This is a genomic window from Rubrivivax gelatinosus (assembly GCF_016583785.1).
Taxonomy (GTDB): domain Bacteria; phylum Pseudomonadota; class Gammaproteobacteria; order Burkholderiales; family Burkholderiaceae_C; genus Rubrivivax; species Rubrivivax gelatinosus_B.
The window spans coordinates 33,178-51,840 of record NZ_NRRU01000030.1; the positions used below are offsets into that span (position 1 = coordinate 33,178).

An 18,663-nucleotide genomic window follows, 5' to 3' on the forward strand; every position below is an offset into this window, starting at 1 on the left:
GCACCCCATGGCTACAACTTCCTCCACCCGTCGCCGCTTCCTGGCCGGCTGTGCCGCCGTCGTGGCCGCGGCCGGGCTGCCGGCCGCCCAGGCCCGCAGCCGGCGACCGGTCGTCGTGCTGACCGCGTATCCGCAGGAGACGATCTCGCGTTTCGAGGCCGCCTTCGAGAAGGCCGAGCCCGGCGCCCGGCTGCAGGTCCTCTGGCGCCTGCCGCACGAGATGCCGGCCTATCTGGCGTCGCCCGAGGGGCGCGGCGTCGACCTCGTCTGGGCGGCGTCGCCGCGCACCTTCCAGGCGCTCAAACGCGACGGCGCGCTGGCGGTGCTCGATGCGCAGGACGTGCCGCGCGCCGGCCTGCCCGAGCGCCTGGGCGGCACCACGATCTCCGACCCCGACGGCCATTTCCTGGCCACCGAGATCGCCGGCTACGGTTTCGTCTACGCCCCGCGCCAGCTCGCCGATCTCGGCCTGGCCGTGCCTGCCGACTGGCCCGATCTGGCCGCGCCGCACTGGGCCGGGCGCATCGCCGCGCCGGTGCCGTCGCGTGTCGGCTTCGCGCCGGTGCTGGTCGACATCGTGCTGCAGGCCTTCGGCTGGGAACGCGGCTGGGCGCTGTGGAGCGCCATCGCCGGCAACGCACGCTGGGTGAACGTCGGCGGCACGCTGATCGGCGACGAGGTCGCCAGCGGCCGGGCCGCGATCGGCCTGACGATCGACTTCTTCGCCGCCTCGGCCGTGGCGCGCGGTGCGCCGCTGCGTTTCGCCTACCCGGCGCACGGCGGCGTCAACCCCGCGCACGTGGCGCTGCTGCGCCGCGCGCCCAACCGTGCCGGCGCGCTCGCCTTCGTGCGCTATGTGCTGTCGGACGCCGGGCAGCTGCTGCTGGCCGACCCCGGCATCCGCAAGCTGCCGGTGCGGCCTTCGGTCTATGCGCGGCTGCCGGCGGACTACTTCAACCCCTTCGAGGCTGCCGCGCGTGGCGGTTACGGCTACGACAACGCCGCCACCCAGCCGCGGCTGGGGCTGCTGGCGGCGCTGTTCGAGCAGGCCTTCGTCGTCGACCACGCCGAACACGCGGCTCTCTGGCGCCAGCTGCACGCCGCCGAGGCGGCCGGGCGCGACGTGGCCGCCGCGCGGGCGCTGCTGGAGGCGCCGCCGCTCGACGCCGCCGCGGCCGCCGACCCCGCGCTGGCCGCGCAGCTGCACTTCGTCGAACACGGCGCCCCGGTGCCGGCTTCGGCGCTGGAGCAGGGCTGGCGCGCAGCCGCGGCGCAGCGGCGCCGGCAAGCCGCGGCGCTGCTGGCGTGAGCCCACGGTCCGCGTCGCGCCGCCTGCGGCGCTGTGCCTGGCTGCTGGCGGCGCTGGCGCCGCTGGCCGGCGCCCAGGGCCAGGCGGTGGCCGACAGCAGCGCCCAGGCCTTCAGCCACCCCGTCGCCGGCCTGGATGCGGCGGGGCTCGAGACCTTCTTCGAAGGCCGCAACCTGTTCCAGCGCGCCTGGATCGCCGGCGCGCGCCACGAGGGCGACAGCCGCGGGCTGGGGCCGCTGTACAACCGGCTGTCCTGCATCGCCTGCCACCCCGACAACGGCCGCGGCCAGGCGCCGGCCGGGCCCGACGAGCGCATGCTGTCCATGCTGGTGCGCCTGTCGGTGCCTGGCCGCGGCGCGCACGGCGGCCCGCGCCCGCACCCGGTCTACGGCGAGCAGCTGAACGAAGAAGGCGTGCCCGGCGTGCCCGGCGAAGGCCGGGCCCGTCTGCGCTGGGTGCCTGTGCTGCACGTCGGTGCCGACGGCAGCCGCAGCCAGCTGCGCCGCCCGCAGCTGCAGTTCCGCGAACTCGGCTACGGCGCGCTGCGGCCGGTGCTGCTGTCGCCGCGTGTCGGCTCGGTCGTCTACGGGCTGGGCCTGCTGCAGGCGGTGCCCGACGCCGCGCTGCAGGCGCTGGCGCGCACACCCCGGCCCGACGGCATCCGCGGCCGGCTGAACCGCGTCTGGGACCCGGTGACGCAGCGCCCGGCCATCGGCCGCTTCGGCTGGAAGGCGAACGCCGCCAGCGTGCAGGCCCAGGTGCTGCAGGCGGCGCTGGGCGACCTGGGGCTGACATCTGACGTGCTGCCGGCCGCCAACTGCATGCCGGCGCAGACCGCGTGCCGCGCCCGGGCGCGCCACGAAGAGGTCGACCTGGCGCCCGCCGAGGTGCAGGCGCTCGCCTTCTACATGAGCCGGCTGGCGCCGCCGGCACCGCGCAAGGCCGGCGATCCGGCCGTCGAACGCGGCCGGCGCCTCTTCGAGCAGGCCAACTGCAGCGCCTGCCACCTGCCCGCGCTGCCGCAGCCGGCGGGGGCCGAGCCGGCTGCCGCCTACACCGACCTGCTGCTGCACGACATGGGCCCCGGCCTGGCCGACGGCCGGCCCGACTTCCGCGCCGGCGGCCGCGACTGGCGCACCGCGCCGCTGTGGGGCATAGGCCTCGTGCCCACCGTCAACGGCCACAGCGAATATCTGCACGACGGCCGCGCCCGCAACCTGCACGAAGCCGTGCTGTGGCACGACGGCGAAGCCCGGCAGTCGCGCCGGCGTTTCGAGCGCATGACGGCGGCCGACCAGGGCGCGCTGCTGGCCTTTCTGGCCTCGCTTTGACCGCAACGCACGGTGCATACCCTCGCCCCGGATCTGTCGTCGCCAAACGGATAATGATCCCGGGCGTTGCGCGCGCGACGCTGCTAGATTCAGCACATCGAATGCATGGCCGAATTCAGTGGAACGTGCATGACCCCTCCAGACTGCCGACTCCCGGCGCGTCCCGGGCTTGATCGGCGCGGCCCTGGAGCCGCGGCCGCATGACTGCGCTGTCCCGGGCCTGGGCCATGGTCGCGCGTGTGCGCCCGCTGGCCTACGGCTTGACCGTCGTGCTGATGCTGGCGACCCTGGCCTTGTGCCTGCTGCTGCCGCGGCCGGCTCTTGCCAGCGCGCCGTACCTGCTGCCGCTGCTGCCGGTGACGCTCGGCGCGATGGCCGGCGGCGCCGGGCCGGGGCTGGTGGCGGCCGCGATCGCGCTGTTCGCGATGCGTTACGGCTTCATCGTGCCGGCCGATGCGCCGCCTGCCTTTGCCGATGGCGGCACGCTGGCCGGTTGGTTCTTCATCCTGAATGCGGCGCTCATTTGTGCCTGCGGCGAATTGCTGCGGCGCCGGCTGCCGGCGATGGCCGCCGCCCAGCCGCTGCCGGCTTGCTGCCCCGAGGACCTGGAGCGCCTGGTCGAGGAACGCACCCACGATCTGGCCGCGGCGCGCGACACGCTGGCCGACCGCGAACGTTTCGTGCGTGCCATCGCCGACGCGCTGCCGGGCATGGTCGGCTACTGGGACGCGGATCTGCGCTGCCGCTTCGCCAACGCCGCCTATCTGAAGTGGTTCGGCCGCACGCCCGAGCAGATGCTGGGCATCCGCATGCAGGATCTGCTGGGCGAGCAGCTGTTCCAGGCCAACGAGCGCTACATCCGCGGCGCGCTGGCCGGCGAAGAACAGCGTTTCCAGCGCACGCTGCGCCTGGCCGACGGCAGCACCGGCTACACGCTCGCGTCCTACATCCCCGACCAGGTCGACGGCCGGGTGCGCGGCTTCAACGTCATCGTCGCCGACATCTCCGACGTCAAACACGCCGAGCTCGAGCTCGAACGCCTCAACGAGCAGCTGGTGCAGCGCGCCGCCGATGCCGAGGCCGCCACGCGCGCCAAGAGCGCCTTCCTGGCCAACATGAGCCACGAGATCCGCACGCCGATGAACGCCATCATCGGCCTGACGCACCTGATCGCACGCGATGCCGGCGACGAGCTGCAGCGCAAGCGGCTGCTCAAGGTCGACGGCGCCGCCAAGCACCTGCTGCAGGTCATCAGCGACATCCTCGACCTGTCCAAGATCGAGGCCGGCAAGATGAGCCTGGAGCGGCACGAGTTCCGGCTCGACGAGGTCATCGAGCGCTCGCTGTCGATGGTGCGTGCGAAAGCGGCCGACAAGCAGCTCGAGCTGATCGTCGACACCGGCCAGCTGCCCGAGCGCCTGATCGGCGACTCGACCCGCCTGTCGCAGGTGCTGATCAACCTGCTGGCGAACGCGGTGCGTTTCACCGCCAGCGGCTGGGTGCGGCTCGGCGGCAGCGTCGTGCAGCGCGACGCCGGCCGGCTGCTGGCGCGCTTCGAGGTGCAGGACACGGGCCCCGGCATCGCCGAGGAACAGCAGGCGCGGCTGTTCGAGGCTTTCGACCAGGGCGACAACTCGACCACGCGCCGCCACGGCGGCACCGGGCTGGGCCTGGCGCTGACGCGCCGCTTCGCGACGCTGATGGGCGGCGAGGCCGGGCTCAGCAGCCGCGAGGGTGAAGGCAGCACCTTCTGGTTCACCGCCGCCTTCGACGTCGCCGCCGGGCAGCCGGCCGTGGCCGTGGGCCGGCCCCTGGCGGGCCTGTCGGTGCTGCTGGTCGACGGCCACGCCGAGTCGCGCGCGGCCGTCGCTGGCCGGCTGCAGCGGCTGGGCCTGGTGGTCAGCTGCCTGGCCGATGCCGACGAGGCGCTGGCCTGCCTGGCCTTGCCGGATCCCGGCGCCGCGCCCTGCGAGCTGCTGATGGTCGAGCGCAGCCTGCCGGGCATGGACGGCATCGAACTCGTCCGCCGCGCCCGGGACCTGCTGCAGACGCGCCTGCCGCCGTCGTTGCTGATCACCGGCCAGGACAGCCGCCAGATCTGGAGCCAGGCGCGCGAGGCCGGGGTCGGCGGTGTGCTGCTCAAGCCCTTCACCGACTCGACGCTGCTGGACTGCGTGAACGCCGTGCTGCACCCGCAGGCCGCGCACGAGGGGCCGCTGCTGCCGCAGGAGGCGGCGTGGCAGGTGCCCGAGCGCTTCCGCGGCCGGCGCATCCTGCTGGCCGAGGACAACCCGGTCAATCAGGAGGTGGTGGTCGAGCTGTTGCGCGAGTCCGGGCTGCTGGTGGACACCGCCGACGACGGCCGCCAGGCCGTCGACATGGCGCTGGCCGGCGACTACGCGCTGATCCTGATGGACGTGCAGATGCCGGTGCTGGACGGCCTGGCCGCCGCGCGCGAGATCCGCCAGCGCCTGGGCGACGGCGTTCCCATCGTCGCGATGACCGCCAATGCCTTTGCCGAAGACCGGGCGGCCTGCATCGAGGCCGGCATGAACGACCACCTGCCCAAGCCGGTCGACCCGCAGCGGCTGTTCCGCACGCTGCTGCGCTGGCTCGGCGGCGTACCGGCCCAGGCGGCGGCCGACAACACGCGCTACTGACGGCAGGCCGGCGCGGGAGTCGCCCGCATCGGGCTTTCCCATGTCCGACAGTGACTGTTTTGCATCAAGATCTGATGGCCCAGCCTGCTACAGCTGCTTGATTTGCTTGCATCATGAATCAGGGCCTGTCGCCATGTGACCGGCGGCCCTGGAGGCCGTGAACCGAGCATCCTTCGCATGGAAGCCCGCTTTTGCATCGAGCTGAACCCGGCGCCGCGGATCGTGTCGGTCGGCGATGGCGTGAGCGAGCTGCTGGGTTTCAGTGCCGCCGATTTCGTTGCCGGCACGGTCGGCCTGCTGCAGCGCCTCCACCCGCATGACCAGGATCTGGCAGACGCCGTGCTGGCGCCGTGCGCGACGGCCGCTGTACAGGCCGTCGACCTGCGCCTGCGTCATGCCGACGGCCGCATCCGCTGCGTGCTGTGCGAGTACCGCAAGACGCCCGCCGGGCCTGGCGCGGCACTGCTGCTGGAGCTGCGGCTGCTTGATGCCGCAGGCCTGCCGCGCACCCTGGACGACGCCGCGCCCGGTGTGGGCCTGCGCGCGATGCTCGAGAACGCCGACGACTACATCTACTTCAAGGACCGCCACCACGTCTTCACTGCTGCCAGCCGGGCCGCGCTGAACCTGTGCGACCCGGCCGCGGGCCGGGCCGGGCTTGCGGGACGCACCGACTACGAGGTCTTCGCCGAGGGTTTTGCCGACGGCTGTTACCGGCTGGACCAGCAGGTGCTCGCCGGGCGGCCGGTGGCGCACGAACTGCAGCAGACGCCCGCCCGCGACGGCCGCAAGGGCTGGATCGACCACCGCGCCTATCCCATCCACGACGCCGGCGGCGACATCGTCGGCCTCTACGGCGTCGCGCGCGACGTCACCGAGCCGATGCGGGCGCAGGACGCGATGCGCGACAGCGAGAAGCGCTACCGCTCGCTCTACGCGTCGATGATCGAGGGCATGGCCGTGCACCAGCTGGTGCTCGACGAGCAGGGGCGGCCGCTGGACTACCGCACCCTGGACGCCAACCCGGCGTTCGAGCGCCACACGGGGCTGCGGCGCCGGGCCATCGTCGGCCAGCTGGCCAGCCAGGCCTACGGCGTGGCGCAGGCGCCGTTCCTGGACCTGTATGCCCAGGTCGCGCTGACCGGCAAGCCGCAGGTCTTCGACCTGTTCTTCGAGCTGCTGGGCAAACACTTGCTGGTCAGCGTGTTCTCGCCCGAGCGGCTTCAGTTCGTCACCGTGTTCGAGGACGTCACCGAGCGCAAGCGCCTGGAGCAGGACCTGCGCGACAGCGAGCAGCGTTTCAGGCTGCTGCTGCAGCACACGCCCAGCATCGCCGTGCAGGGCTACGACGCGCAGCGCCGCGTGATCTTCTGGAACCAGGCCAGCGAGCAGCTCTACGGTTACCGCGCCGAAGAGGCCCTGGGCCGACAGCTCGAGGACCTGATCATCCCCGACCCGATGCGCGAAGGCGTGGTCGCCGCGATACGGGCCTGGATGCAGGACGGCTGCGCGATCCCCGCCAGCGAACTGACGCTGCGCACCAAGGACGGGTCCGCGGTTCCGGTGTTCTCCAGCCACGCCCTGCAGATGGGCCGCGAGGGCCCCGAGATGTTCTGCCTGGACATCGACCTGCGGGCGCGCAAGCAGGCCGAAGCCGAACTGGAACGCCACCGCCTGCACCTGGAGGAACTGGTTGAGGAGCGCACGCGGGCGCTGGCGCAGGCGATGGACCGGGTGCAGCGCAGCGAGCAGCGTTTCCAGTACGCGCTCGAGGCCACGCGCGACGGCATCTGGGACCGCAGCCTGCGCGACGGCAGCTGCTGGCTAAACCCGGCCTACGCCTCGATGCTCGGGTATGCGCCCGGCGAGCTCGACAAACGTCCGCACTTTTTCGCTCTGCTGCACCCGGACGAACGCGAGGGCGTGCTCGCGGAGATCGAACACAGGCTGCAAGACCCCGGCTTCTACGAACTCGAGTACCGGCTGCGCTGCAAGGACGGCAGCTACAAGTGGGTGCTGAGCCGCGGCAAGGCCGTCGAGCGCGACGATCAGGGCCGCCCGCTGCGCGTCGTGGGCACGCACATCGACCTGACGGCGCGCAAGCGCATCGAGCAGGAGCTGCGCAGCGCGCTCGAAGCGGCCGAGGCCGCCACGCTGTCCAAGAGCACCTTCCTGGCCAACATGAGCCACGAGATCCGCACGCCGATCAACGCGATCCTGGGCCTGACCACGCTGCTGCAGCGCAAGTCCGTCGCGCCCGAGCTCAGCGACAAGCTCGACAAGATCGCCTCCGCCGGCCAGCACCTGCTGGGCATCGTCGACAACATCCTCGACCTGTCGAAGATCGAGGCCGGCAAGCTGAAGCTGGAAGAGGCCCCGCTGCGCATCGATGCGGTCGTCGGCAACGTGGTCTCGATGCTGTCCGAACGCGCCCGCGGCAAGGGGCTGGAGCTGCTGAGCGAGGTGGCGGCCACGCCGTGCGGGCTGGTCGGCGACGCCAACCGCCTGCAGCAGGCGCTGGCGAACTACGTCAGCAACGCGATCAAGTTCACCGATGCCGGACAGGTGAGCATCAAGGTGCTGGTGCGGGAAGACGCCGCGCAGCACGCGTGGCTGCGTTTCGAGGTCCGCGACACCGGCGTCGGCATCCCGCCGGATGCGCTGCGGCGCCTGTTCGGCAGCTTCGAGCAGGCCGACAACACCACCTCGCGCCGCTACGGCGGCACCGGCCTGGGGCTGGCCATCACCCGGCGCATCGCGCAGCTGATGGACGGCGACGCCGGCGCCGAGTCGGTGCCGGGGCGCGGCAGCAGCTTCTGGTTCGAGGTGCGCCTGGCCAGACACGGCGAGGCCGTCGAACCCGAGCCGGATGCGACGCTGCTGCAGGCCGAAGACCGGTTGCGGCGCGAACACGGCGGCGCCCGGGTGCTGCTGGCCGAGGACGAACCGATCAACCGCGAGTTCGCGAGCCTGATGCTCGAAGAAGCCGGCCTGGTCGTGGACCTGGCCTGCGACGGCGTCGAGGCCGTGGACATGGCCAGCCGCCAGCGCTACCGGCTGATCCTGATGGACATGCAGATGCCCGGCCTGGACGGCCTGGACGCCACCCGGCGCATCCGGCAGCTGCCCTTGCACCGCAGCACGCCTATCGTCGCGATGACCGCCAACGTCTTCGTCGAGGACCAGGAGCGCTGCCGGCACGCCGGCATGACCGGGTTCATCGGCAAGCCGGTGATGCCCGATCGCCTGTACCAGCAGGTCCTGCTCGCGCTGGGCACGCCGGCGGCGGATGCCGGCGCGCCGGGCCCGAGCTAGGCCGAGGCGGTATCGGCGCCGCGCTTCAGTGCGGCGGCAGCGGGATCGGCTGCGCCGTCGTGCCGCTGGCGCCAAAGGGCGCGCTGCCGTCGGCCGCCAGCCCCGGGCCAGCGGCCGTCGACAGCGCCTCGCGGCAGTGGCGCGGCAGTTCGGCACCGTCGCCTTCCAGCGCCGTGGCCAGGATGCGCGGCGGCGCCGCGGTCAGGCGGCCGAACAGCGTCGCGAAAGCCACGTCGGCGGCGTCGCGCCCGGTGCCCAGCCGTACCAGGCCCATCGGCACGGCGGTGCCGGACGGGTCGAACAGATACCAGCGCTCGCCCAGGTAGACCTCGGCATAGGCGTGGAAGTCGGGCGGGCCCAGCGCCGGGTCGGCGCCGTAGTCGGTGCCCGAGACGATACGCGCCGGGATGTTCAGCGCCCGGCACAGCGCGATCATCAGGTGCGCGAAGTCGCGGCAGACGCCGACGCGGCCGATCAGCGTGTCCACCGCCGAGGTCGTCGAGTCGCTGGTGTTGGACTGGAAGCTGATCTGCTTCTGCACCCAGTGCTGGACGGCCAGCACCCGGCTGTAGCCGGGATAGAAGCCGCCGAACTCTTCCGCCGCCAGCCGCAGCAGCCGGTCGGACTGGCAGTAGCGGCTGGGGTAGACGTAGGGCATCACGTCCAGCGGCAGGCAGCGCACCGGCACCTCCTGCAGCGTGTCGGGCTCGGCCAGGTGGTGCCGGATGCAGACCACGGCGTCGTAGTTCACGTGCAGCGGGCCGGGTTCGGCGTGCACGCGCATGAAGCGCGAGGCGGTGGCGGGGTCGGTGGCGACGTCCGGCGTGATCGGCTGGCTCAGCACCAGGCGCTCGGACTCGACCGTCTGGCACGCCGTCCGGGCCGCATGGATGTTGAACACCATGTCGGCGCCGGCCGGGTCGGCGACCTCGTAGTTCAGCTCGATGGAGAGTTGCAGTCGGATCATCGGCAAATCGACCCACGATAGCGTCGCCGCACAGGCCTTCTCAGCGCGGGGCCTCCGTCACCGTCCAGCGCCCGCGGCGGAACCGGCGCACGAAGCCCGGCGCCACGGCCGCATCGGCCGGCGCGGCGGCTGCTTCTTCGCCGTCCCGCGGCGGCGGCGCGGGCGGCGCCACGCCGTGGCTTGCGGGCGAACGCGCCGCTGGCGCGCCGCTCTCGGCGGTGGCGACGTCCCCGGCCGCCGCGCGGGTGCCGTCGTCCTGGGGAGTCTTGGGGTCTCGGGCCATGTTCGTCGTTCCCGCACGGTGCGCCACGACGGTGGCGACAAGGCCGGCGTTCGCCGGAGTATGGGCGTGCTGCGTGACGCTGTCTGTGCGCCGGCGGCCAAGCACCTTGCCGGTGTGGCGCTTAGGTCGCGCCGGCCGGTGCCGGCGGACCTCGGGTAGGCTGGCGGCCCATCGCCCCCTCGCGGGTGCCCGGGTACTGTTTACATGACGCACGACGAGCGCATCGCGCGGTTTGCACGCATCTCGGCGGCACTGGCGCTGCTCGGCGACCGGCAGCTGGGCCGCGTCGTCGACCAGGCCGAGCAGCTGGCCACCGGCATCGGCGGCACGACGCTGGCGTTCGAGATCGAAGGTTGCCGGGTGTTCGCCAAGCGGGTGCGGCTGACCGACCTGGAGCGCCGCCCGGAGAACCGGATGTCGACTGCGAACCTGTTCGGCCTGCCCACGTTCTGCCAGCGCAACGTCGGCTCGGTCGGTTTCGGCGCCTGGCGCGAGCTGGCGGCCAACGTGATGACGACCGGCTGGGTGCTGTCGCGGCAGCTGGAGAGTTTCCCGCTGATGTACCACTGGCGCGTGCTGGACGGCGCGGCCGCGCCGGGGGCAGCGGCTTTGCTCGACGATCCGGCGGACATCGCCGACATGGCCGCCTACTGGGAAGGCTGCGAGGCGATGGACCTGCGCCTGCGCGCGCTCGCCGAGGCCAGCGCCAGCATCGTGATCTTCCTCGAACACCTGCCCTGGAACCTGTCGGACTGGCTGGAGCAGCAGCGGGCCGCGGGGCCGCAGGCGCTGGAGGCGGCGTGTGCGCTGGTCGAACACGGGCTGACGGTCGACGTGCCCAAGATGAACCGGCTCGGGCTGCTGCATGGCGACGCCCACCACCGCAACGTCCTGACCGACGGCGAGCGCCTGTATTTCGCCGACCTCGGCCTGGCGACGTCCGGCCGCTTCGTGCTCTCGGCCGACGAGCGGGACTATCTGGAGCAGCACGCCAGCCTCGACCGCGCCTACGTGCTGGCCAAATGGGTCAACTGGCTGATCAAGTCCTGGTCGCCCGCGGCCAGTACGCCACAGGACTGCATGGAGCGGGTGCAGGCCGTCGCGCAGGGGCAGGCGCCGCAGCAGCTCGTCCCGGGCCTGCCGGGGGTCGCCGCCGAGATCATCCGCCGCCACGCGCCGGTGGCCGCGGCCGTCAACGACTTCTACGCCCAGCTGCACGGCGAACGACGCAGCGCGCCTTATCCGCGCCAGCGCATCGAAGCCTTGCTGCAGGCCGCGGCGGGCGAGCCGGGCGGCTGAACACCGGCACCGCGCGCCGGGGCACTGGCGCGCGGCTAAGCTCAGGCGCATGCGGGCCGAGATCGACACCGTCTACCGCCAGCACGCGCGCCGCGTGTTCTCGACGCTGGTGCGCCTGCTCGGCAGCTTCGAGCTGGCCGAAGAAGCGCTGCACGACGCCTTCCTGGCCGCCGCCGAGCAGTGGCCGGCGCAGGGCCTGCCGGCCAACCCGGTGGCCTGGCTGGTGTCGGCCGGGCGTTTCCGTGCGATCGACCGCCTGCGCCGCGAGCGCCGCTTCGCCGCCTGGGACGACACGCTGGCCGAGACCCTGGCCGACCCCGCACCCGGGCCCGAGCAGCTGGCCGAGGCGCAGCACGAGATCCCCGACGACCGGCTGCGCCTGGTCTTCACCTGCTGCCACCCCAGCCTGTCGGAAGCGGCGCGCATCGCGCTGACGCTGCGCGAGGTCTGCGGCCTGGGCACCGAGGCCATCGCCGCGGCCTTCCTGTTGCCGACGCCGACGCTGGCGCAGCGCATCGTGCGCGCCAAGGCCAAGATCGCCGCGGCACGCATCCCCTACGAGGTGCCCGGCCCCAGCGAGCTGCCGCAGCGGCTGGCGAGCGTGCTGCGGGTCGTCTACCTGGTGTTCAACGAAGGCCACGCCGCGCTGGACGGCGCCCTGGCCGACGAAGCGATCCGCCTGGCGCGGCTGCTGCTGCAGCTGATGCAGCCCGAGCCGCCGGCCGAGGCGCGTGGCCTGCTGGCGCTGCTGCTGCTGAGCGACGCCCGCCGCGCCGCGCGCCGCGGTGCCGACGGCGCGCTGGTGCCGCTGGAGCAGCAGGACCGCCGCCGGTGGGACGCGGCGCTGATCGCCGAAGGCTGCACGCTGGCCGAGGCGGCGCTGCGCCAGCGCGGCTTCGGCCCGTTTGCACTGCAGGCGGCGATCGCCGCGGTGCACGCCGAGGCCGGCAGCGCCGAAGCCACCGACTGGCCGCAGATCGTCGGCCTGTACGACGTGCTGCTGCGGCTGGAGCCGACGCCGGTGGTGGCGCTGAACCGCGCCGTCGCGGTGGCGATGCGCGACGGCCCCGAAGCCGGCCTGGCGCTGCTGCGCCCGTTGCTGCCCCAGCTCGCCGGCTATCCCGCCGCACCCGCCGCAGCGGCCGACCTCTGCCGCCGCGCCGGCCACCTCGACGAAGCCCGCCAGCACTACCGCGCCGCCGTCGCCTTGGCCCGCCAATCCCCCGAACGCCGCCACCTGGCAATACAACTGGCCGCCCTCGGCGGTTGAAACAAGGTGTTGGGGACGGTCGAAACCGCCCCCGCCCGTTCGACCAGTGAAGACCGGCTCGCCGGACCCACACCCCCGAACGCGACAGGAGACTCATGGCCACCACCCTCACGCCCTACCTCAGCTTCCCAGGCAACACCCGCGAGGTTTTCGCCTTCTACGCCCAGGCGCTCGGCGGCACGATCGAGGCGATGCTGACGCACGGCGAGATACCGCCGCCGCCGGCCGACCAGCCGCCGCCCGAAGGCTGCGGTTTCGCGCCGCCGCCGGCCGACGCGATCATGCACGCCTGCCTGCTGCTGCCCGGCGGCGCGCGCCTGATGGCCGGCGACGCGCCGCCCGACATGCCTTTCGACGGCGTCAAGGGCGTGATGCTGGCGCTGCAGTACGACAGCGTCGCCGAGGCCGAGAAGGCCTTCGCCGCGCTGGCCGACGGCGGCAGCGTCACGATGCCGCTGGCGCCCGCCTTCTGGGCCCGCAGCTTCGGCATGCTGACCGACCGCCACGGCCTCAGCTGGGCCGTCAACGGCGAGCCGATCCCGATGGGCTGAACGCGCGACAGGAGACGAACGATGAACGACCCCTCTGCCGCCGCCGCGGCCACCGAACGCGACCTCGTGATCACGCGCGACATCGCCGCCAGCCCGGCGGCGCTGTTCCGCTGCTGGACCGACGCGGCGCTGATCCCGCGCTGGTTCTGCCCGCCGCCGTGGACGGTCAGCCATGTCGAGACTGACCCGCGCCCCGGCGGCGCCAGCCTGGTCGTGATGCGCGGGCCCGAAGGCCAGGAGGTGCCCAACCCGGGCGTCTACCTGGAAGTCGTGCCCGACCGCCGCATCGTCGCCACCGACGCCTACGTGCGCGCCTGGGAGCCGGCGGCCAAACCCTTCATGACGCTGATCCTCAGCTTCGACGACCTGGGCGACGGCCGCACGCGCTACACCGCCGTCGCGCGCCACTGGAGCGCCGAAGACCGCGACACGCACCTGAAGATGGGCTTCCACGAAGGCTGGGGCATCGCCACCGACCAGCTCGCGGCGCTGGCGGCGACGCTGTGAGGGCCGGGCGATGAAGTACCTCTGCCTGGTCTACCTGGACGCCGAGCACTGGAGCGCCTGCCCCGACCCGGCGTGCGCCGACTACGCCCGGCAGCTGGCGGACAGCGGCCGCATGCTGGCCGCCGAGCCGCTGCACGCCACCCATACCGCGACCACGGTGCGCGTGCGCAACGGCGAGCTGACACTGTTCGACGGGCCGTTCGCCGAGACCCGCGAGATGCTGGCCGGCTTCTACCTGGTCGACGCCAAGGACCTGAACGAGGCGATCCAGATCGCCGCCGGCATCCCGCCGGCGAAACACGGCAGCGTCGAGGTGCGGCCGGTGAGGCAGCTGCAGACCGGGCCCGCCTGAGGCGCTGGCGTCGGCGGCGGCACCAGCTGGCGGGCCCCGGCGTGTCGTAGTTCACTGCTTGCCCGCATTCGCCATTGATGGTGCTCAAGGCGATGGCCGGCGCGACGAGATGATGGCGACCAGTGGCTGTTCGCGGGTGCCGCGCCCGCGAGTGCCGTGATTCCAGTCCAGCCATGCCAGAACCCGAAACCGAGGACCGGCGCGGCGCGGCCACCGCCCCGGTGCTGCCGCTGCGCCTGCTGCTGCGTTTTGCCGACGCCGGCTACGAGCGGCGTTTCATCCGGCATTACGTCGCCTTCTACTTCCGCTACGCCCAGGCGAGCCTGGTGCTGGGCGTGCTGCTGATCGTCGGCGACTTCCTGATCGACCACGCCATCGCCGGCCACTCGACGGCCAACCACCTGCGGCTGACGCTGGCGGTGCCGGTGCTGCTGGGCGCGCTCGCCTATTCGCTGCTGCCGCGTGCGCGCCGGCACTGGCAGCCGGTGATGGCGGGCTTCATCGTCACGGTGGCCGTCTGCCTGTTCCATATCCTGACGCGCATCGACGCCGAAGGCGGCGCCGGGCTGCAGTCCTGGGTCGGCGTGCTCAACCTCACCTTCCTCGAGTTCTATTGTTTCGTCGTGCTGGGCGTGCAGTTCCGCCACGCGCTGGTCTCGGGCCTGGTGATCCTGGCCGCCTTCCTGTTCGAGCTGGCGGTGCACGCCGGCCTGTCGGGGCCACAGGCGGCCTATGACGCGTATCACCTGCTGACGCTGTTCATCCTGGCGGCCGGCATCGGCTGGTGGCGCGAGTACGTGCTGCGCCAGGAGTTCAGCGCGCGCACCGCGCTCGAGGACTCGCGTGTCGCCGCCGAGCAGCGGGCGCTGCGGCTGGCGCATTACGACGAGGTCACCGGGCTGCCGAACCGGCGCCTGTTTGCCGCGCTGGCCGCACCGGCGCTGGAGCGTTCGCGCCGCGGCGGCGACGTCTGCGCGGTGCTGCACGCCGAGATCGATGGCCTGGACGGCGTCAACGAGGTCTACGGCCGCGGCCAGGGCGACGCGGTGCTGGCCGCGATCGCGCAGCGCCTGCGCGCCTGCCTGCGCAGCGGCGACCAGGTCGCCATCCACCACCCGGTCGACGAGGCGGGCATGGTGGCGCGCCAGGGCGACAACGCCTTCACGATGCTGTTGTCCGACCTGGGCGGCCAGGAGCGTGCGTCGCTGGTCGCGCAGCGCCTGCTGGCGGCGGTGGCGCAGCCGGTCGTCGTCGAGGGGCAGGTGCTGGTGCTGTCGGCGAGCATCGGCATCGCGATGTTCCCCGGCGACGCGCCGGACCTGCTGGGCCTGGCCCGCTGCGCCGAACAGGCGGCGCGCGCCGCCGGCGACGCCGGCGGTGGCCAGCACAAGTTCTTCGACGAGGCGCTGAATGCCCGCGTGCGTGCCGACGTCGTGCTCACGGCCGAGCTGCGCCAGGCGATCCAGGCCGGCCAGCTGTGCCTGCACTACCAGCCCAAGGTGGACGCACGCAGCGCCCAGCTGGTCGGCGCCGAAGCCCTGGTGCGCTGGCAGCACCCCGTGCACGGCCTGCTGCCGCCGGGACGCTTCATCGAGCTGGCCGAGCAGAGCGGCCTGATCGCGCCGCTGAGCGACTGGGTGCTGGACGCCGCCTGTCGCAGCCTGCGCGGCTGGGCCGACGCCGGGCTGCGCGCGCTGCCACTGTCGGTCAACCTGCCGGCGTCCGCCCTGGCCGACGGCCGGCTGCCGGACCGGCTGGAGGAGCTGATGCGCCACCACCGGCTGCACCCGGCCAGCCTGGTGCTGGAGCTGACCGAGACCATGCTGATGCAGGACGTGGACGCGGCCGTCGAGGTGCTGGGCCGGCTGCGCGCCAAAGGCTTCGGTCTGTCGCTGGATGACTTCGGCACCGGCTACTCCTCGCTCGGCTACCTGAAGCGGCTGCCGATGAGCGAGCTGAAGATAGACCGCAGCTTCATCACCGACGTCGAACACGGCGGCCGCGACAGCGCGCTGGCCGCCGCCGTCATCACGCTGGGCAGCGAACTGGGGCTGCAGGTCGTCGCCGAAGGCGTCGAGACCGTGGCGCAGTCGAGTTTTCTGATCAGCCGCGGCTGCGTGCTGCAGCAGGGTTTCTTCTTCTCGCCGCCGGTGCCGCGTGCGGCCTTCGAGCAGATGCTGCGCAGCGGCAGCACGCTGGTCGCCGGCACGGCTGCGGCTGCCTGAGGGGCGTGGCCGGCAGCAGCAGGACTTCAGGCCGGCGCCAGGTATTCGTGCCGACGGATGCTCGCGGTTTTGCGTCGTCGAGCCGTTGGCCATTATTTTGCCCGGCAGCATTGACGGCCCCGCCGGCCGAATCCGCCCCCGGCTGTATCCCCTGCAAGGAAAGGTGATCGGCTGATTCTGAATGGGCGGCGCCGCGCTATCGTAGGCCGCCGATCTCGGTGATCGGCCTATTCAAAATCCGGCGGGAGGTTTCATGCTCACCTTCGTAGTGCCGGTCCGGCATCAGGACTCGGTTTCGGACTGGGGCAAGGTCAACGCTTACCTGCGGGCCACGTTCGCGTCCATCGCGGCGCAGATCCATCCCGACTGGCGCGCGGTCGTGGTCGCCAACCGGGGTGCCGCGCTGCCGCCGCTGCCGGATCGTTTCACCGAGCTGCGGGTCGAGTTCCCGTGCCCCGTGCTGCCCGGCGCCGACCGGCCGAAAGAGGAGCTCTACAACGCGATCCGCGACGACAAGGGCGGCCGGGTCTGGGCCGGGCTGAAGACCGTCGAACCCCGCGGCCACGTCATGGTGGTCGATTACGACGATTTCGTCAGCCGGCGCCTGGCGGCAACCGCCGCCGCCGCGCCGGATGCCGCCGGCTGGTACGTCGCCGACGGTTATTTGTATGACGGCTCCGATATCGTGATGAAACGCCGGCAGTTCGACGAACTCTGCGGCACCTCGCTCATCGTGCACGCCCGCCATTTTTATCCGGGGGCCGGCGCCGACGAACGGCATTTTGTCCGGCACATTCACGGCAGCCACAAGTTCATCAAGAAGATATTGCGCGAGCAGGGCGACCCGTTGATTCCGCTGCCGTATCCCGGCGCGATGTACCGGGTGGGCCACGCCCAGGCTTCGTCGGGCAGCGCGGGGCTGCGCCAGCACCTGTCGCCGGGGCAGTTGCTGCGGCACCCCTGGGACGGTGTGCGCCGCATCAGCCGGCTGCGGCGGCTGGACGCCGCGCTGCAGCAGGAGTTCCTGGCGGCCTGATCGTGGCGCGGCCGGCGCGCTCAGCGGCGCCGGCGCACGCGGGCCAGCAGCCGGGCCAGGCCGAACAGCTCGGCCAGTTCGTGCAGCGCCTGGCGCGAGCTGGGCACGGCGAGCCCCGCGAGCAGCGCCGACAGCGAGCCGACCGACAGCAGCAGCGCCGCGCCGACGGCGCCGTCCAGCGTCGGCATCAGCGCCCAGAGGGCGCCGCAGCCCAGGCCGCTGCCGGCGGCCAGCGGCAGGCCGGCGGTGGCGGCGCGGAACTGGTCGGCGGTACCGACCGGCCCCGAGCGGCCCGCCACCCACACGCGCAGCACGCCGACGAGCACGCTCGAGACGGTGAAGCCCAGCGCCGCGCCGATGACGCCGTAGCGCACGCCGACGGCGATGCAGCTGACGCGCAGCACCAGGTCGACGAGCCCCTGCCGGCGCAGTTCGGCCGAGCGGTTCTGGGTGACGAACAGGTCGCCGACGGCGTACGAAAAGCCCACCGCGAACATCGCCGGCGCGAGTGCGGCGAACACCAGCCCGGCGGTATGCCAGCCGGGGCCGAGCAGCGTCTCGACCAGCGGCACCGCGGCGAAGCTGAGCACCACCGACAAGGGCATCAGGAAGACGCAGAGCTTGCGCACCAGGCCGAGATAGGCCTCGCGGTATTCCTGCGGGTGCGGCCGCAGCCGCGTCAGCAGCGGCATCACCGCCTGCGTGATCGGCTGGATCAGGTTGGCGTGCGGCAGCGAGTACAGCGCCTGCGCACGGTTGTACTGGCCCAGCGTGTTGCTGCCGAGGTAGTGGCCGATCAGCACCGCCGCCGCGTTGTTCGAGACGAAGACCGAGATCGAGTAGACCGACGAGTTGGCGCCGAAGCGCAGCAGGTCGCCCAGCTCCTCGTGCCGGCGCGGCCGCCCCGGCACCCAGCGGCTGGCGCCGACGTAGATCGCCGCGCTGCACACCGTCTGCACCAGGTTGCCGTAGACGATGGCCCAGACGTCGCGCGTGACCAGCGCCACCGCCAGCGTGGTCGCGAAGCCGGCGACGACGGCGACGATGTCGGCGACCGCGACCACCGCGAAACGCAGTTCGCGGTTGACCAGCGCCTGATGCTGCGCGCACAGCCCGCTGAGCAGGAACGCGATCAGCGACACCAGGATCACGCCCAGCACCGCCGGTTCGCCGAAGAAACGCGCCGCCAGCGGCGCGGTGGCCGCGATCAGCAGCGACAGCAGGATCGTCATGCCGGCGTTGAACCAGAAGATCAGCGAGAGCTCGGCCTGCGAGATCACGCCCTTGCGCAGCACCGCGTTCGTCAGGCCGAAGTCGCGGAAGATCGCCGCGAAGGACAGGATCACCGTCGACATCGTCGCCAGCCCGAACTCGTGCGGGGACAGCAGCCGCGCCACGGTGATCGTCGAGACGAAGGTGACCACCAGCGCCGCCGCGCGCCGCGCGAGCAGCAGCAGCGGCCCCGAGCGGGCGCGGCGCTTGGCTTCTTCGATGTCCATCGTCGGGTTCAAGCCGCGCCCCGTGCCGGCCGCCGCGGGCGGGCAGGGCGGGTGCTGCG

14 protein-coding genes are annotated in these 18,663 nt (G+C 72.5%); 11 read left to right on the forward strand and 3 right to left on the reverse strand.

Going from position 1 to position 18,663, the window contains the following annotated elements; translation table 11 throughout:
• The first annotated feature begins 7 nt into the window (after nucleotides 1–7).
• From CKO43_RS09880 to CKO43_RS09895, 4 genes are all read left to right on the forward strand, one after another.
• Nucleotides 8–1,309, forward strand: a complete 1,302-nt coding sequence (locus CKO43_RS09880; protein ID WP_200378528.1) for an ABC transporter substrate-binding protein — start codon at nucleotides 8–10, stop codon at nucleotides 1,307–1,309.
• Nucleotides 1,306–2,640 (forward strand): di-heme oxidoreductase family protein, encoded by a 1,335-nt coding sequence (locus CKO43_RS09885; RefSeq protein WP_346728236.1) that lies wholly within the window; start codon nucleotides 1,306–1,308, stop codon nucleotides 2,638–2,640. Before CKO43_RS09880 ends, CKO43_RS09885 begins: the two co-directional genes overlap by 4 nt.
• Nucleotides 2,641–2,840: 200 nt before the next feature.
• Nucleotides 2,841–5,300 carry a response regulator gene (locus tag CKO43_RS09890; protein WP_200378529.1) on the forward strand — a complete coding sequence of 820 codons (2,460 nt, stop codon included), beginning with the start codon at nucleotides 2,841–2,843 and terminating at the stop codon, nucleotides 5,298–5,300.
• Between the two features lie 177 nt (nucleotides 5,301–5,477).
• The gene (locus tag CKO43_RS09895) at nucleotides 5,478–8,615 is read left to right on the forward strand and encodes a PAS domain S-box protein (RefSeq protein ID WP_200378530.1); all 3,138 of its coding nucleotides are present in this window, start codon (nucleotides 5,478–5,480) and stop codon (nucleotides 8,613–8,615) included.
• A gap of 25 nt (nucleotides 8,616–8,640) precedes the next feature.
• On the opposite strand, the gene CKO43_RS09900 is transcribed toward CKO43_RS09895, so the two are convergent.
• Nucleotides 8,641–9,582: a transglutaminase-like domain-containing protein gene (locus tag CKO43_RS09900; protein ID WP_200378531.1), complete on the reverse strand. Its 942-nt coding sequence runs from the start codon at nucleotides 9,580–9,582 to the stop codon at nucleotides 8,641–8,643.
• Between the two features lie 40 nt (nucleotides 9,583–9,622).
• A complete protein-coding gene (locus CKO43_RS09905; RefSeq protein ID WP_200378532.1) occupies nucleotides 9,623–9,865 on the reverse strand; it encodes a hypothetical protein in 243 nt (80 codons plus the stop codon).
• Between the two features lie 204 nt (nucleotides 9,866–10,069).
• Here CKO43_RS09905 and CKO43_RS09910 point away from each other — a divergent pair, with 204 nt between their 5' ends.
• From CKO43_RS09910 to CKO43_RS09940, 7 genes are all read left to right on the forward strand, one after another.
• A complete protein-coding gene (locus CKO43_RS09910; protein WP_200378533.1) occupies nucleotides 10,070–11,164 on the forward strand; it encodes a BUD32 family EKC/KEOPS complex subunit in 1,095 nt (364 codons plus the stop codon).
• A 49-nt stretch (nucleotides 11,165–11,213) separates the two neighbouring features.
• Complete coding sequence (locus tag CKO43_RS09915) at nucleotides 11,214–12,434, forward strand: RNA polymerase sigma factor (protein WP_200378534.1); 1,221 nt, start codon at nucleotides 11,214–11,216, stop codon at nucleotides 12,432–12,434.
• 95 nt (nucleotides 12,435–12,529) lie between these two features.
• Nucleotides 12,530–12,985 carry a VOC family protein gene (locus CKO43_RS09920; RefSeq protein ID WP_200229435.1) on the forward strand — a complete coding sequence of 152 codons (456 nt, stop codon included), beginning with the start codon at nucleotides 12,530–12,532 and terminating at the stop codon, nucleotides 12,983–12,985.
• A gap of 21 nt (nucleotides 12,986–13,006) precedes the next feature.
• On the forward strand, nucleotides 13,007–13,492 hold the full coding sequence (locus CKO43_RS09925) for an SRPBCC family protein (RefSeq protein WP_200378535.1): 486 nt from the start codon (nucleotides 13,007–13,009) through the stop codon (nucleotides 13,490–13,492).
• A 10-nt stretch (nucleotides 13,493–13,502) separates the two neighbouring features.
• Nucleotides 13,503–13,844, forward strand: a complete 342-nt coding sequence (locus CKO43_RS09930; protein ID WP_200378536.1) for a YciI family protein — start codon at nucleotides 13,503–13,505, stop codon at nucleotides 13,842–13,844.
• A 173-nt stretch (nucleotides 13,845–14,017) separates the two neighbouring features.
• Nucleotides 14,018–16,069, forward strand: a complete 2,052-nt coding sequence (locus CKO43_RS09935) for a putative bifunctional diguanylate cyclase/phosphodiesterase (protein ID WP_200378537.1) — start codon at nucleotides 14,018–14,020, stop codon at nucleotides 16,067–16,069.
• A 253-nt stretch (nucleotides 16,070–16,322) separates the two neighbouring features.
• Nucleotides 16,323–17,105: a galactosyl transferase gene (locus CKO43_RS09940; protein WP_200378538.1), complete on the forward strand. Its 783-nt coding sequence runs from the start codon at nucleotides 16,323–16,325 to the stop codon at nucleotides 17,103–17,105.
• A 20-nt stretch (nucleotides 17,106–17,125) separates the two neighbouring features.
• Here CKO43_RS09940 and CKO43_RS09945 read toward each other — a convergent pair.
• The coding region (locus tag CKO43_RS09945; protein WP_207184963.1) for a lipopolysaccharide biosynthesis protein at nucleotides 17,126–18,663 on the reverse strand (1,538 nt) is incomplete at its 5' end.

Coding starts and splice junctions, on each gene's coding strand:
- CKO43_RS09880 (WP_200378528.1), top strand. CDS start 8: ATGGCTACAACTTCCTCCACCCGTCGCCGCTTCCTGGCCGGCTGTGCC.
- CKO43_RS09890 (WP_200378529.1), top strand. CDS start 2,841: ATGACTGCGCTGTCCCGGGCCTGGGCCATGGTCGCGCGTGTGCGCCCG.
- CKO43_RS09895 (WP_200378530.1), top strand. CDS start 5,478: ATGGAAGCCCGCTTTTGCATCGAGCTGAACCCGGCGCCGCGGATCGTG.
- CKO43_RS09900 (WP_200378531.1), bottom strand. CDS start 9,582: ATGATCCGACTGCAACTCTCCATCGAGCTGAACTACGAGGTCGCCGAC.
- CKO43_RS09905 (WP_200378532.1), bottom strand. CDS start 9,865: ATGGCCCGAGACCCCAAGACTCCCCAGGACGACGGCACCCGCGCGGCG.
- CKO43_RS09910 (WP_200378533.1), top strand. CDS start 10,070: ATGACGCACGACGAGCGCATCGCGCGGTTTGCACGCATCTCGGCGGCA.
- CKO43_RS09915 (WP_200378534.1), top strand. CDS start 11,214: ATGCGGGCCGAGATCGACACCGTCTACCGCCAGCACGCGCGCCGCGTG.
- CKO43_RS09920 (WP_200229435.1), top strand. CDS start 12,530: ATGGCCACCACCCTCACGCCCTACCTCAGCTTCCCAGGCAACACCCGC.
- CKO43_RS09925 (WP_200378535.1), top strand. CDS start 13,007: ATGAACGACCCCTCTGCCGCCGCCGCGGCCACCGAACGCGACCTCGTG.
- CKO43_RS09930 (WP_200378536.1), top strand. CDS start 13,503: ATGAAGTACCTCTGCCTGGTCTACCTGGACGCCGAGCACTGGAGCGCC.
- CKO43_RS09935 (WP_200378537.1), top strand. CDS start 14,018: ATGCCAGAACCCGAAACCGAGGACCGGCGCGGCGCGGCCACCGCCCCG.
- CKO43_RS09940 (WP_200378538.1), top strand. CDS start 16,323: ATGCTCACCTTCGTAGTGCCGGTCCGGCATCAGGACTCGGTTTCGGAC.